Consider the following 14263-nt stretch of genomic DNA (forward strand, 5'->3'; position numbering starts at 1 on the left):
AACCCTGGACCTTGGGATTAAGAGTCCCCTGCTCTACCAACTGAGCTAACGACCCGATATCAACACGAAGCAAGAACTGGGGTGGGTAAAGGGACTCGAACCCTCGACCTACGGGACCACAACCCGTCGCTCTAGCCAACTGAGCTACACCCACCGTGTCCTGTGCGCTTCGCGCTCGACTATTATTGCAAGGAACGCCACGCGATGCAAGCCCCAATTTTCAAGAATTTTGAAAAGAGTTTTTCGAGACCATTTCGAGCATTTCCCACCGGTTTCATAGGAGTAAACTTGCCCCACTGCAAATGCTCGAAAGGACCGGCATGAAAGAACTCTCCAACCGCACGGCAACGTTTACCGATTCCGTCATCCGTCGCATGACGCGCATCTCCAACAAGTATGGCGCCGTCAACCTGTCACAGGGCTTCCCCGACTTTGATCCCCCGGCGCAGCTGCTCAATAGCCTCGGCACCATCGCCACCGACCCCAAGCCGCTTTACCACCAGTACTCCATCACCTGGGGCTCCCAAGCCATGCGCGAGGCGCTTGCCGCCAAGCAGGAGCACTTTATGGGCATGCCGATCAACCCCAACGAGAACATCGTGGTCACCTGCGGCTCCACCGAGGCCATGATGGCCGCCATGATGACGGTCACCAACCCCGACGACAAGGTCGTCATTTTCTCGCCATTCTACGAGAACTACGGCGCCGACACGATCCTTTCGGGTGCCGAGCCCATCTACGTGCCGCTCAACCCGCCCACCTTTGACTTTGACCGTGAGGTCCTCGAGGCGGCCTTCCGCGACAACGATCCCAAGGCGATCGTCCTATGCAACCCGTCCAACCCCTGCGGCAAGGTCTTTACCCGCGAGGAACTCACCTTTATCGCCGACCTGTGCAAAAAGTATGACGCCTACTGCATCACCGACGAGGTCTACGAGCACATCGTCTACGCGCCCCACGAGCACGTGTACATGGCCACGTTGCCCGGCATGTTTGAGCGCACCATCAGCTGCAGCTCGCTATCCAAGACCTACTCCATCACCGGCTGGCGCCTGGGCTACACCATCGCTCCTGCCGAAATCACCGAGCGCATCAAAAAGGTTCACGACTTCCTCACCGTGGGCGCCGCCGCTCCCCTGCAAGAGGCCGTCGTCACCGCCCTCAACTTCGACGACAGCTATTACCAGGAGGTCCTCGACCTCTACACCGCCAAGCGCGACCTATTCTGTCAGGGACTCGACAGCATCGGACTCACGCACAACGTGCCGCAGGGCGCCTACTACGTGATGATGGATATCTCGGAGTTTGGCTATAACAGCGACCTCGACTTCTGCGAGGACCTCGCGTCCAAGGTGGGCGTGGGCGCCGTGCCCGGCTCAAGCTTCTTCCGCGAGCCCGTCAACCACCTCATCCGCTTCCACTTTGCCAAGCGAGACGAGACGCTTAGCGCCGCGCTGGAGAACCTCAAGTCCCTGCGTGATAAAATCGAGCCACGCGGGTAAGGACGGCCAGTAACTAAAGGCACTAAAGAAACCTCGTGAACCCGTTGGGATACGAGGTTTCTTTTTATAGCGACCTCATTTATTTTTTAGAGCGCTATACTTTAGAGAAGGAGCAACTCGTCCCAGAGAGAGGAATACTATGCAAGAGCAGCAGCTTATCGGAGCGCTCGAGGCCGGCGGCACCAAGATGGTCTGCGCCACGGGCTATGCAGACGGTACGGTCCTGGAGCGTGAGCAGATCGCGACCACGACCCCGCAGGAGACCGTTGAGGCCGTCAACGCATGGTTTGCGAACAAGGGCATCGCCGCGCTGGGCATCGGCGCCTTTGGCCCCACCGCAGTCAACCCTGCCTCGCCCCAATACGGCAAGATCCTGGAGACGCCCAAAACGGCATGGCGCTACTTTGACCTGCTGGGCACCATCCAAAACGAGCTCAATATTCCCTGCGGCTACGACACCGACGTCAACGTCGCCTGCCTGGGCGAGGTCACCTTTGGTTGCGCCCAGAGCCTCACTGACGTGGTGTATCTGACCATCGGTACCGGCGTGGGCGCCGGCGTGCTCTCGGGCGGTAAGCTCGTGCACGGCATGATGCATCCCGAGGCCGGCCACATCCTGGTCACTCGCGACCCGCGCGACACCATCGGCGAGCACAGCGGCTGCCCCTTCCACGACAACTGCCTCGAGGGCCTCATCGCCGGCCCCGGCGTCAAAAAGCGCTGGGGCGGCAAGAGCGCCGGAGAGATGGCCGACGACCCAGATGCCATGGACCTGCTTGCCGGATACCTTGCGCAGGCGCTCATGACTTACATCCTGTGCTACGCACCGCAGAAGATCGTCATCGGTGGCGGCGTGGCCGACCACACCCCCATCGTGCCGCTCGCGCGCAAGAAGTGTGCCGAGATGCTCAACGGCTACATCGTCACGTCCGAGATGGTCGACATCGATAGCTACATCGTCAACAACAGCCTCGAGGGCAAGCAGGGCATTATGGGCTGCTTGGCCCTGGGCGCACAGGCGCTTCAGTAGCAGACGCACCCGCAGGGCGTGGCGCGCCCGGCAAATCCGACCTACGGAACAACGCCACCACGCCCCATATAAGCCCTCGAATAAAAAAGGCCGCCTAGGACCAAACAATACGTCCTAGGCGGCTTTTTTGGCGCACATCAGCGACCGTAAGAGATATCGGAGCACAACGCCCGTTGCCGCTCCACAGCAGTCGATCATCACATCGGTGATCATGCCGGCACGTCCCGGCACAAAGAGCTGAATCGTCTCGTCGATCGAGGGAATCAGCAGCAGGAACACCGCCGTGGGCAGCAGCACGTCAAAGGTGCGCCGCCCCTCATAATCAAAGGCATGCGTTGCCAGGATGCCGAGCACCATATACTCGGTGAAATGCGCGCACTTGCGAACAACAAAGTTGGTCACCCATGCATATGGAAGTCCCACGCCGTGCAGGAAACCGCGGATAGCTTCCATGACCGTTAGGCTCAGCGAGCCCGACCCCGAGCCGGGAACCAGCGAATTGCCCCAGATCAAGAGCGCCATCAGGCAGGTCACGACCGCCCATTTTCGATTGATCTTAACCATGCAGAAGTTATGCCTCCGCGCGGAGCGGCGCGAAGCTGGCGGTACCGCCCTCGATAACGCTCAGATAGGCACGGCCCGTACGCTTGGCGGTAGAGGACTGCAGGCGCTCGATCTCTTCCTCGAGGATCTGATTGACGCGCTCGTGACGACGATTTTCCATAATGCCGGCGGCAATAGCCTCGGCCCGCTCGATGCCCTCGCGCGAGATACGGGCGGTATCCTCGGGGAACACAGCGCTGTGACGGCCGACATAGGCGGGGGCAGCAGGCTGAGGGGCAGCGACGGGAGCGGGGGCTGCAACGGGAGCAGGCTCGTCAATCTCATCCAGAATCGCGGTGGCGGCGGCCCACATGTCCTCGTGGCCCGAGTAATCGGCCATGGGGACATCAACCTCGAGCGAGGCATCCGGAAGGTCGCCGGTGTCGATGCGATCTTGGGCATCAATCGATGCGGTGATGGCTGCAGGCTCATCGAGGTCATCGAGATCGATGTCCGCGGCACCGGAAATGATAGGCATGCTGGCAAGGTTTGCGTTGTACGGCGCAGCCTCAGCCGCCTGCTGCTGGGCAGGAGCGCCCCAAAGCGAGCTTTCGGCGGCACGGCGGGCGGCAACGGCCTCCTCGTCCGCGGTCATGTCTTCATCAACGTACGAATTATCGGCAGAAGCGTTCGCGTCCGCCGAGGTAGCGCTGTAGGCGTTATTGGCTGCCGCGTTGGCAACGAGTGCCACGAAAGCCGCCGTGCTGCCCGCAGGGGCGGCCTGGGAGCCCGACACGGCACGCGCGGCGGCGGCGATGTCGTCGCGATTGAAGGAGCCGGTCTGCCCGCCGTTGGTGAGCTCGTCGATGGCGACTTGATAGACGTCGCGCGAGCGCGCAGGGTCGCAGCTAACCGGCGAATCGTCGTCGAGCATGCTGTCGATCATGGACCAAGCCTCGGCCTCGTCCATAGCATCTGCGGCTCGAGCGATGGTAGGAACACCATCGTCGGCATGACGGCGCTGGAACGCACCGGTCAGGCCGGAAAGGAATGCCGAGGTAGACTGTTCCGACTGAGCCCGAGAAGCAGAAGCCGCAGCGTAAGGTATCGCATCCTGCTGCTGAGCTGGAATCGAGGCGGTCTTGAACTCGCTTTGATGCTGATTGAGATTTGCGGCACCGCCCATGGCATCGGGCTGGAACAGACGCTCTTCACGCTGCGCACGATACTCGGAGATACCCAGCGAGGCGGCATAGATACCCACGCCCGCCACCGCGCCCACGGCGAAGGGAACCGCACCCGCCACGACCGTCTCGTTCACCGACGAAAACGGCAGCGTCGCGGCATACATAACCACGGGAGCGGCAAGGCCGATCCCGCACGAAAGTCCGGCAAGGACTGCTCGTTGTGTTGCATCAGAAGAAGCCATGAGCTCTCCCCATCTTCCAGCACCCAAATCGCATCATTCAGTTGGCTGCGCGAGAGAAGATGAAGCGGGGCTATGCCCCAAAGCAACGGTATATGGTTCGTTTCATCTGCGTTTTCCGTCGCGAAGCTTAAAAGCTATTATGCGAAACCGCCCTGCCGATTGCAAGCGACGATGTCGGATTGAAACGGGAAACCTGCTGCTCGTCGGTCTTACGGTCAAAAATAAGCGCGGAGCGGCGCTATGGAAAAGGGCCGCGGCTCAAAGCCCCGACCCTTTATCGCATTGATGACTATCGCAGCGCGTGGATGACAGCCTAGAACGTCTGCTCGTAGTCGCTGTGTTTTTTGGCCGAACGCACCAGGAACTCCTGGTTGGTGTTGGTGCCCTTAAGACCCTTGATAAACGATGCGGCTGCGCGCTCGGTGTTGTTCATACCGGCAAGAATGCGACGCAGACCAAAGACAAACGGGCGCATCTGCTCGTCGACCAACAGGTCCTCGTTACGCGTACCGGAGGCAACGGGGTCGATAGCCGGGAAGATGCGGCGGTCGGCCAGGTCGCGGTCGAGCTTAAGCTCCATGTTGCCGGTGCCCTTGAACTCCTCAAAGATGACCTCGTCCATCTTGGAACCGGTGTCGATGAGGGCAGAGGCCAGGATGGTGAGCGAGCCACCGTTCTCGATATTGCGGGCTGCGCCCAGGAAGCGCTTGGGCGGATACAGGGCCGCCGAATCGACGCCGCCCGAAAGGATGCGGCCCGAGGCGGGCGCCGCCAAGTTGTAGGCACGGGCAAGACGCGTGATGGAGTCGAGCACCACCACGACGTCGCCACCCAGCTCCACGATGCGCTTGGCGCGCTCGATGACGAGCTCTGCCACGCGGGTGTGGTTGTCGGCAGGCATATCGAAGGTCGACGCCACAACCTCACCCTTGATGGAACGCTGCATATCGGTGACCTCTTCGGGACGCTCGTCGACGAGCAGGCAGATGAGGTGCACCTCGGGGTTATTAATCGAGATAGACTGGCAGATCTTCTTGAGGATCGTGGTCTTGCCGGCCTTGGGTGGGGACACGATCAGGCCACGCTGACCCTTGCCGATCGGTGACACGATGTCGATGGCGCGACCGGTAATAGAGTCCTTGCCGTGCTCCATGCGCAGCGGCTCGTTGGGATAGACCGGGGTGAGGTCGCCGAACTTGGGACGGTTGCGAATCTGCTCGGGGTCAAGACCGTTGATGGTCGTGATTTTGGCGAGGCCGGCGCGCTTGTCGCCGCCGCGCGAAGGACGCAGCGAGCCCTCGATGACGTCGCCCGTGCGCAGGCGCGCGGAGCGGATGAGGTAGGCGGGCACGAAGGCGTCGTCGTTGGACTTCATGTAGCCATGGGCGTGGATGATGCCGGAGCTGTCCGGGCGAATCTGCAGAATGCCCTTGATGTCGCGGAAGCCCTCGGCCTTCGCGGCGGTGGTGTAGATCTCCTCGACGAGCTCGGCTTTCTTCTTGCCGGTCGTCTCGATCTCGAACTCCTTGGCCTTCTCGCGAAGTTCGGCGACCTTCATGGCAGCGAGCTCCTCGCGCGAAAGCGTGGGCTCGGTGGGAGCGGCATTACGCTCCTTGTTGCGCTGTTTGCGATCGCGCTGGCGGTTGCGACGGTCGTTGTTGCGCTCGTCCTTGCGCTCGTTGCGCTCCTCGTTGCGCTTGTGCTGGCGACGGTTGGGGCGAGCGCCGTCTTCGCCCTCGGCGGGGACGGCACCATCGGTTGCGGCGGTGTCAACATTGGCCGCAGCGGCGTCATTGGCCTCGGCGCCAGAATCAACCTGCGCTTCGACATCAGCCTGCTGCTCGGCGGCCTTGACCTTAACGGACTTCTTGCGACCGCGCTTGGGCTTCTCGGATGCAGGCTGTTCGACGTCCTGGGGCTCGACGGCATCAGTCGATGCATCGGCGGTCGTCTCGGCGGAATCCTCGGACGCACCCTTCTTGGCAGCCTTAGCCTTGGACGTGCGCTTAGCAGCAGTGCGACGGCTGCGACCGGGACGGACGTCGGCGGGCTCGGCATCGGCAGAAACGGCCTCGGAAGTCGTAGCATCCTGGACGGGTGCATCGGCAGCAGTTGAGGACTTGCCGGTCGCCTCAGCATCCCGAGCGGCGGCGGCTGCGGCTGCGGCCTTCTCGGCCTCGACAAAGGCCTTGGGCTTGCGACCGCGACGGTGCGGGCGCAAAGCCGGATCGACAACGGGAACTTCGCTGGACTCGACAGGCGCAGCGGGCTCAACAGGCGATGTGCCCTCCCCTGCCGCGGAACGGACCGAAGCCTCAGTGGGCTCGGGGGCCACCTGTTCCGCAACCTGCTCGGCCTTAGCAGCCGTGCGGCGGCGTGTGCGCGGTGCCGGCTTCTCGGTCGGCAGGTCGGCGGCAGGGGTCTCGATGGCGGCAGGCGTCTCGGGCACAGACGGAGCTGCAAGCTCGGTCAGAGCCGCGGCCTCGCGCTCGGCAGCACGACGGCGGGCGCGCACCACCTGAGCCTCGCTAATCTGCGCCAACGCACGTGCCTGCGCGACCTCATCGGAAATCGGCGCCGAGGAGTCAGCCGCAACGGTGCGCTTGGCGCGCGTCGTGCGCGTGGTACGGCGCTTGGGCTTGGTGACCTCCTCGCCGTCAGCGGCAGGCTTGGTCGTGCGGCGCGTACGCTTGGGCTTTGCCGGAGCAGCCTCCTCACCAGTTGAAGGCACGGCCTTCTCAGCCGCTGCAGGCGTAGGCGTCGAAGCAGCCTTAGGCGTCTCAGGAGCCGAGGCTTGCGCGGGCGCCGCAACCTGGTCCGACGCAACCGGTGCAGCGGGAGCAGCTTGCGTCGTCGTTATTTCGTTTTCTTGCTGTTGATCAGACACAGTGTTTGCTCAACTTTCTTTTCAAGCCCTGTGATCACATGCTCCCTGCATAAACCTTCAGGGCGGCTAAACAGTCTAGTTCCGTTCAAAACGACGAACATCATTGATCTGTATCGAGATGATTGCGTCAACTACGCAGCGTTAGTGTAACACAACCGCCGCCACCTGCAACTTAGTCATTGGGGATGTTCTTAAACGACCAGTCAAAAGGTATACTCTTTGATTTACCGCCCACAAATCTGACCGCCTCCGCCAAAACTATGGCGGTTTACTACGATGAATCGCTCAACCGCGACTACTCCGTAACCGGTTGAACTAAAACCGCAGGTAGATGCCTTGCGCTTTTTTGCGAAAAGCCAGCATGGTTGGAATTCCTCAATTCATCGAAGTAAACCGGCATAGTTTCGTATTTCCAGCAGTTCCAAATTCGTCAATACGTCGGCGTTTGCGAAAAAAGCCCGACCTCCGTGGGAGATCGGGCTTATAGGGCTCAGTTAAACCAAACCTACACGGTCAAATGACCCGCAGATTACATCTGCTCAGGCGCGGAAACGCCAACGAGGGTGAGCACCAGGGCGAGCGTCACGCGGACGGCATCGCAAGCGGCCAGACGGGCACGCGAGAGCTCGGGGTCGACGGGACGGCCCTCGCTCGGCAGCACCTGGCAGGCAGCGTAGAAGCTGTGGAAGTCACCGGCGAGTTCCTCGGCAAAGTGGGTCAGACGGAACGGAGCGCGATCGCGAGCGCAGCTGGCGATCAGGTCGGTGAGCTCGTTGAGCTTGCGCGAAAGGGCGAGCTCGGTCGGGTCGGTCAGCAGCGAGTAATCGACGTTCTCACCGATGGCCTTGGCGGCAACGGCCTTCATGCCCATCTCGTCGGCCTGCTCGGCGGTAACGTCGGCGGCACGGCGCAGGATGGAGCACACGCGGGCGTGGGCATACTGCACGTAATAGACCGGGTTGGAGTTGTCGCGCTTCTTAACGGCCTCGATGTCGAAGTCGACCATCTGGTTGGAGCTCTTGGAGATGAGGGTGTAGCGAGCGGCATCGGAGCCGACCTCGTCGACGAGCTCCTGCAGGGTCACCATGGTGCCCTTGCGCTTGGACATACGGACGGGCTTGCCGTTACGCAGCAGGTTGACGAGCTGGCCCAGCAGAACCTCAAACTTGCCGGGATAGCCAAGAGCGTCGCAGACGCAGCGTACGCGCTCGATGTAACCGTGGTGGTCGGCGCCCCAGATGTCGATGACGTGATCGACGCGCTGGAACTTATCCCAGTGATAGGCGACGTCGGAGGCGAAGTAGGTGTACTCGCCGTCGGACTTGATCAGGACGCGGTCCTTGTCGTCGCCCAGGTCGGTGGAACGGAACCACAGGGCGCCGTCCTTGGTGTAGAGGTAGCCCATCTTGTCGAGCTTCTCAAAAGCGCGGTCGACGGCGGAGGTGCCGGCGGTCTCGCCCTCGGTGTCCTTCACGTACAGCGAGCGCTCGGAGTACCAACGATCGAAGTCGCAGTTGACGGCGTGGCAGAGGTCGCGCATGTTGTCGACCATCTTCACGTAGCCGCGCTCACGGAAGCTCTCCATACGCTCCTGCGGATCGGCGTCGACCCACTTGTCGCCGTCGGTGCGCCAGAACTCGGCGGCCTCGTCGATGATGTAGTCGCCGCCGTAGGAGTCCTTGCCCAGAGTCTCGGCAAAGTTGTCCTGATACGGATGGGTCTCGGGGTGCTCGTCGTTCTCGTCGGCAACAAAGGCGTCACGGTCGGCGATCAGCAGCTTGTGAGCCTCGTCGATATCAACGCCCTGCTTGGCGATGATGTCGGCAAGCTGCATATAGCGCGTGCTGATGGAGTTGCCGAAGGTGTTCATCTGAGAGCCGTGGTCATTGATGTAGAACTCACGCTGGATCTCATAGCCGGCGTGGTCCATAACGCGGCAGAGCGAATCGCCCAGCGCGGCCCAGCGGCCGTGGCCGATGTGCATGGGGCCGACGGGATTGGCGGAAACGAACTCGACCTGGGTCTTCAGGCCACCACCGACGTTGGACTTAGCGAAGTCCATGCCCTTCTCGCGAGCCTCGCCAAAGATGGCATTCTTGACGGCAACGGAGAGGTAGAAGTTGATGAAACCGGGGCCTGCGATCTCAACCTTCTCGATCGCGGGATCCTCGGGCATATGGGCAACGATGGCCTCGGCGATCTTGCGCGGGGCGCAGTGGGCCAGCTTGGCGGACTTCAGGGCCATGGTAGAGGTCCACTCGCCATGAGAAGTGTCAGCCGGTCGCTCGATAGCGCAATCGTCAAGTTCAAATGCGGAAAGGTCGCCGGCCTCCTGGGCCGCAGCAAGCGCAGCGCGTACCAGCTCTTCAATCTTCTCGGGCATAGATCCTCCTTGTGTTAAAGCCCCCGAGCTCTTGGTCACTCGTAGGGCAAAAGCCAGAGTTTGTAGCACTCTATCACAAGCGACGGACACTGTCGCAGGGTAAAGCTAATAGATATTGCATATGCACATAATTGACTACAGCTTGTATGGAGTCACTCAAAGATGCCGTTCTGCCTGCAGATTATGCAGGCGTTGAAAATGCATAAAGGTGTGAATGAGCTGCGTCTGTTATCGAATACTCTTACCTATCAGAGTTGTGTGCTTTTCCTGCATAAAGTAAGGGTTTGCGCACGTCAGCGTGTTATTCTAGACATACGTAAATTCGTATAAGTTGGAGGTAGCATGTTCTCAATCGGTCAACACGTCATTCATCCGGGCCAGGGAGTCTGCACCGTCGTCGGTTTTAGGGACGATACACCGCAGCCCATGCTGCTGCTCGAGACCAAGCAGGGACATGCGCAGACGATCCTCATGTACCCCGTGGCGCAGGCCGACCGTTTGCACGCCGCCATCTCGCAGCAAGATGCCGAGCACCTGCTGAGCCACTACGACGAGCTGGAGTGCGACACCTTTACCGAGCGCAACAGCTCGCTTGAGGAGACGCACTTTAAACAGCAGCTCAAGCTGGGCGCGCCCGAGACGGTCCGCGTGGCAAAGACCATGATGCACCGCATTCGCCAGGCCGAGGAAGCCGATAAAAAGCCCAGCTCCTACTACATGCGCGTACTCAAGGAGGCCAAACGCCGCTCCATCGAGGAGTTCGCCGTGGCCCTTGGCGTCACCGAGGAGGCCGCCGAAGCCCGCCTAGCCCAAGCCGCCCTCAACTAACCCACCCGCGCCAAAAACCACCACAAAGGGGACAAGCACCTTTGTGGTGGTTTTCTTGTTCTAGTAGTATTCATTCTTAGCGATACCCACGAGCACAAGGAGTCACTTATGGCAGAGCCGCTTACCGCCGGAATCACCCGCGACCGCGCGTTCGAACTGCTCAACGAGCACAACAAGGACCCGTTCCACATCACCCACGGCGAGACGGTCGAGGGCACCATGCGCTACTTTGCGCGCGAGTTCGACCCTGAGAACGAGGAGTTTTGGGGCATCGTCGGCCTGCTGCACGACCTGGATTGGGAGGAGCATGAGGATGACCCCATGAACCACACCATCTATGCGGCCGAGATCCTCGAGGGCGAGGGCGCCTCTCCCGAGCTCATTCGCGCCATCCAGACGCACACGTCCGATTTCAACACCTCGCTGCCCAAGCCCGAGCTGCAGATGGAGAAGATCCTGTTCGCCTGCGACGAGCTCACCGGCTTGATCGGCGCTGCCGTCATCATGCGTCCGAGTAAGAGCGTCATGGACTTTACGACCAAGTCGCTCAAGAAAAAGTTCAAGGACAAGCGCTTTGCCGCCGGATGCTCGCGCGACGTGATTACGCAGGGTGCCGAGATGCTGGGCTGGGAGCTCCCCGAGCTCTTCGACCGTACCATCGCGGCCATGCAATCCTTCGCTCCCGACCGCGACACCTTCCAGGCTTAATTCCAAAACCACCACAAAGGGGACAGGCACCTTTGTGGTGGTTTTTGTTTGTGCAGGCGTTAGGGGCGGACCTGGCCGGTGCCTCGGAGCTTGTATTTGTAGGTGGTGAGGGCCTCGGCGGCAAAGGGGCCGCGGGCGTGGAGCTTTTGGGTCGAGATGCCGATCTCGGCGCCCAGGCCAAACTCGCCGCCGTCAGTGAAGCGCGTGCTGGCGTTGGCGTACACGGCCGAGGCATCGACCGCGTCCAGGAAGCACTCGCAAGCATCCGTGTCCTCGGCAACGATGGCCTCGGAGTGCATCGTGCCGTAGCGATTGATGTGTGCGATGGCGTCGTCCTCGTTTGCCACGACTTTCACGCTCATCTCGAGCGCCAGATACTCGCGACCCCAGTCCTCCTCAGTCGCGGCAACGTAGTCATCGCCCTCGGCAAGCCCGGCGTCGGCGCATGCGGCGCACGTGGCCTCGTCGCCGTGAATGAGCACGCCGTGGTCATGCAGCACGGCCACGACCGCGGGCAAAAACGCATCGGCCACGGCACGGTCGACCAGCAGCGACTCGGCGGCATTGCACACGCCCACGCGCTGCGTCTTAGCGTTGACGATAATATTGAGCGCTTTATCGAAGTCGGCGGATTCATGCACGTAGATGTGGCAGTTACCCGTGCCCGTCTCGATCACCGGAACGAGCGACTCGCGCACGCAGCGCTGGATCAGGCCCGCACCGCCACGCGGAATGAGCACATCGACGACGCCGCGGAGCTTCATGAGCTCGCCGGTGGCCTCGCGGTCGGTAGACTCGATCATCGACACGGCCTCGCGCGGAAAGCCCTTGGCCTCGAGCGCATCGGCCAGCAGTTCGGCAATCATGGCACACGAGTGATAGGCCAGCGAGCCGCCGCGCAGAATGCAGGCGTTGCCGGTGCGGATGCATATGCCCGCGGCGTCGGCCGTCACGTTGGGGCGCGCCTCGTATACCATGGCGACCAGGCCCAACGGCACGCTCACGCGGGTGAGGTCCACGCCGCTTGCGAGCACGCGGTGGTCGAGCACGCGGCCGACAGGATCGGACAGCTCGGCGAGCTTCTCCAGGCCGGCGGCCATACCCTCAACGCGCTCGGGCGTCAGCAGCAGACGGTCGAGGAGCCCCGCCGAGGTCCCCGCATCGCGCGCGGCGGACATATCGAGCTCGTTGGCGGCGACGATGGAGTCGACACCGTTGCGCAGTGCTGCGGCCATGGCGCGCACGGCCTCCTGGCGCTGCTCGTCGCTCGCCGTGGCAAGCGAGGCCGACGCTGCCTTAGCGGCAACGGCAAGATCGTGGACATACGTGGCTATATCGACCGACATGGGCGGCCCTTTCTCCTAGAAGTTTGCAACCATGGTAGCCGATTTGCGCATGGCCTCGCCCGCGGCGGTAGAATTGGTCAACCCGAAACACCGCAACGAACGGAAGACTCACATGGCCCTCATCACTTCGTACCACGTCCCCGGCCTGTATGTCGAGGACCACAGCATCGACGTCCCCCTCGACTGGCGCGGCCTGGAGCCGATGCTCCTGGCCGTCGGCAGCACCATGCGCCGCGGCGCCATGCCGGCGCCCATCGCAGGTGCGCCCGAAAGCATCAAGCTCTTCTACCGCGTGGTTTGCGCACCCGACCGCATCAACGACGACCTGCCGCTCCTTCTCTTTTTGCAGGGTGGCCCCGGTGGCGAGAGCCCGCGTCCGCTGTCGCCCACAAGCGATGGCTGGATCGAAGAGGCCGTCAAGCATTTCCGCGTCGTGCTGCCCGACCAGCGCGGTACCGGGCGCAGCAGCTGTGTAGACGGGCGCACGATTGCCGCACTGGGCGAGCGCGCCGAGGCGGCCGGCTCCGATGCTGCCCGCTCGCAGGCGGACTTCCTCAAGCGCCACCTCGCCAGCTCCATCGTGCGCGATTTTGAGTACCTGCGCCTGGTGGGCTTTGGCGGCAGGCCCTGGGTCACGCTCGGGCAGAGCTACGGCGGCTTTTTGACGTTGAGCTATCTGTCGCTCTTCCCCGAGGGCGTGGCGGCAAGCTTTACCTGCGGCGGCATTCCGCACGTGCCGGCGAGCGCCAGCGAGGTCTACGCGCACACCTTCCCGCGCATGGCCGCCAAGACGCAGCAGTATTACGACCGTTACCCCGCCGATGTCGAGCGCGTGGCAGCCCTGGCCGATGCGCTCGAGGCTCAGAAGCCCGTGCTGCCCGACGGCTCGCCAATGACGGTCGAGCGCCTACAGCTCATGGGCAGCGACTTTGGCATGAAGCCGAGCTTTGAGCGCATGCATTGGATTATCGATCACGCGTTTGTTACAGGCGACGGTACGCTGAGCTGCGGCTCCTCGGTATCCGACAGCTTTTTGATGCGCGCCTTCGAGCGCACCAACACGCGCACGAATCCGCTGTACTGGACGCTTCAGGAGTTCATCTACGCCGACGGCGACACCATGCCCATTCGCTGGGCCGCAGCTGAAGAGAAGGCACACCACGCCGAGTTCGACACCCTCGCGCGCCCGCTCATGTTTACCGGCGAGGCCATGTTCCCGTGGATGTTCGAGCAGATGCCCGAGCTCAAGCCCTTCAAGCCCGCCATGGACCTGCTGATGGAAGACACCAGCTGGGACAAGATCTATGACCCGCAGCGCCTGGCCTGCAACGAGGTGCCGCTCCAGGCCGCGGTGTACTTCGATGACATGTACGTCGATTCGAGTCTGCAGCTCGACACGCTCAGCCGTGTGGGCAACTCGCACGCCTGGGTAACCAACGAGTTCGAGCACGACGGCCTGCACGGCAGTGTGGTATTCAAGCACCTCTTCGACGAGTCCCTCAACCGCGGAGACCTGCGCCGAATCTTCTAGCAAAGGAGTGTCCCCACCTGCCGGCACAATAGGAACGTCCCCAAGTGCCGGAAAAGGAGAGGCAGCACTGCTGGCA

The 14263-nt window shown here is 61.9% G+C and carries 10 protein-coding genes and 1 tRNA gene; 5 read left to right on the forward strand and 6 right to left on the reverse strand.

Annotated elements, in window-relative coordinates:
* Window positions 1-77 precede the first annotated feature (77 nt).
* Window positions 78-154 (reverse strand) — tRNA-His (locus I2G43_RS08910).
* 166 nt (window positions 155-320) lie between these two features.
* On the opposite strand from I2G43_RS08910, the gene I2G43_RS08915 reads away from it, so the two are divergent.
* Together I2G43_RS08915 and I2G43_RS08920 are read left to right on the forward strand one after the other, a co-directional pair.
* The gene (locus I2G43_RS08915) at window positions 321-1502 is read left to right on the forward strand and encodes a pyridoxal phosphate-dependent aminotransferase (protein ID WP_195535882.1); all 1182 of its coding nucleotides are present in this window, start codon (window positions 321-323) and stop codon (window positions 1500-1502) included.
* 139 nt (window positions 1503-1641) lie between these two features.
* Window positions 1642-2532 (forward strand): ROK family protein, encoded by an 891-nt coding sequence (locus tag I2G43_RS08920; RefSeq protein WP_195535883.1) that lies wholly within the window; start codon window positions 1642-1644, stop codon window positions 2530-2532.
* 114 nt (window positions 2533-2646) lie between these two features.
* Here the strand turns inward: I2G43_RS08920 and I2G43_RS08925 are convergent, their stop codons facing one another.
* The 4 genes from I2G43_RS08925 to argS all read right to left on the reverse strand — a co-directional run bounded on the left by I2G43_RS08925 (window position 2647) and on the right by argS (window position 9774).
* Entirely contained in the window at window positions 2647-3096 is a 450-nt protein-coding gene (locus I2G43_RS08925) for a VanZ family protein (protein WP_195535884.1), read from the reverse strand.
* Between the two features lie 7 nt (window positions 3097-3103).
* The gene (locus I2G43_RS08930) at window positions 3104-4504 is read right to left on the reverse strand and encodes a hypothetical protein (protein ID WP_195535885.1); all 1401 of its coding nucleotides are present in this window, start codon (window positions 4502-4504) and stop codon (window positions 3104-3106) included.
* A 313-nt stretch (window positions 4505-4817) separates the two neighbouring features.
* Window positions 4818-7391, reverse strand: coding sequence for a transcription termination factor Rho (rho, locus tag I2G43_RS08935; RefSeq protein WP_324249533.1), 2574 nt, complete (start codon window positions 7389-7391; stop codon window positions 4818-4820).
* Window positions 7392-7920: 529 nt separating this feature from the next.
* Complete coding sequence (gene argS, locus I2G43_RS08940) at window positions 7921-9774, reverse strand: arginine--tRNA ligase (RefSeq protein ID WP_117800437.1); 1854 nt, start codon at window positions 9772-9774, stop codon at window positions 7921-7923.
* 342 nt (window positions 9775-10116) lie between these two features.
* Here argS and I2G43_RS08945 point away from each other — a divergent pair, with 342 nt between their 5' ends.
* Both I2G43_RS08945 and I2G43_RS08950 read left to right on the forward strand, forming a co-directional pair.
* Entirely contained in the window at window positions 10117-10602 is a 486-nt protein-coding gene (locus tag I2G43_RS08945) for a CarD family transcriptional regulator (RefSeq protein ID WP_006235480.1), read from the forward strand.
* Window positions 10603-10710: 108 nt separating this feature from the next.
* A complete protein-coding gene (locus I2G43_RS08950) occupies window positions 10711-11310 on the forward strand; it encodes an HD domain-containing protein (RefSeq protein WP_195535886.1) in 600 nt (199 codons plus the stop codon).
* A 59-nt stretch (window positions 11311-11369) separates the two neighbouring features.
* On the opposite strand, the gene I2G43_RS08955 is transcribed toward I2G43_RS08950, so the two are convergent.
* A complete protein-coding gene (locus tag I2G43_RS08955; protein WP_195535887.1) occupies window positions 11370-12656 on the reverse strand; it encodes a glutamate-5-semialdehyde dehydrogenase in 1287 nt (428 codons plus the stop codon).
* A 112-nt stretch (window positions 12657-12768) separates the two neighbouring features.
* Between I2G43_RS08955 and I2G43_RS08960 the strand changes: the two genes are divergently transcribed.
* A complete protein-coding gene (locus I2G43_RS08960; protein WP_195535888.1) occupies window positions 12769-14187 on the forward strand; it encodes an alpha/beta fold hydrolase in 1419 nt (472 codons plus the stop codon).
* Window positions 14188-14263: the final 76 nt, after the last annotated feature.

The sequence above is a fragment of the Collinsella aerofaciens genome, from assembly GCF_015557435.1.
Lineage (GTDB): Bacteria > Actinomycetota > Coriobacteriia > Coriobacteriales > Coriobacteriaceae > Collinsella > Collinsella aerofaciens_Z.